At 50.5% G+C, this 222-nt stretch carries 1 tRNA gene; it reads right to left on the bottom strand.

The annotated features are described in order from the left end of the window. Nucleotides 1-145 precede the first annotated feature (145 nt). Nucleotides 146-221, bottom strand: a tRNA-Glu gene (locus HG547_RS20735). Nucleotide 222 lies beyond the last annotated feature (1 nt).

The following is a 222-nucleotide window of genomic DNA, read 5'->3' as shown; positions in this document are numbered from 1 at the left end:
GTTACCGCCGTGAAAGGGCGGTGTCCTAGGCCTCTAGACGAAGGGGACACAAGGACTTATGTTTTTCCTCATAACTGAGGTCTTGCGATTTATCTCAAACAACTCGTTAGTCATTTGGAATGCCTCTATCTTATTAGGGATAGAGTGGTATCCCCTAGGGGATTCGAACCCCTGTTACCGCCGTGAAAGGGCGGTGTCCTAGGCCTCTAGACGAAGGGGACA

It is taken from the genome of Shewanella sp. DNRA4, from assembly GCF_012843185.1.
GTDB classification, from domain to species: domain Bacteria; phylum Pseudomonadota; class Gammaproteobacteria; order Enterobacterales; family Shewanellaceae; genus Shewanella; species Shewanella xiamenensis.
This window is presented reverse-complemented; position numbering and strand designations above follow the sequence as displayed.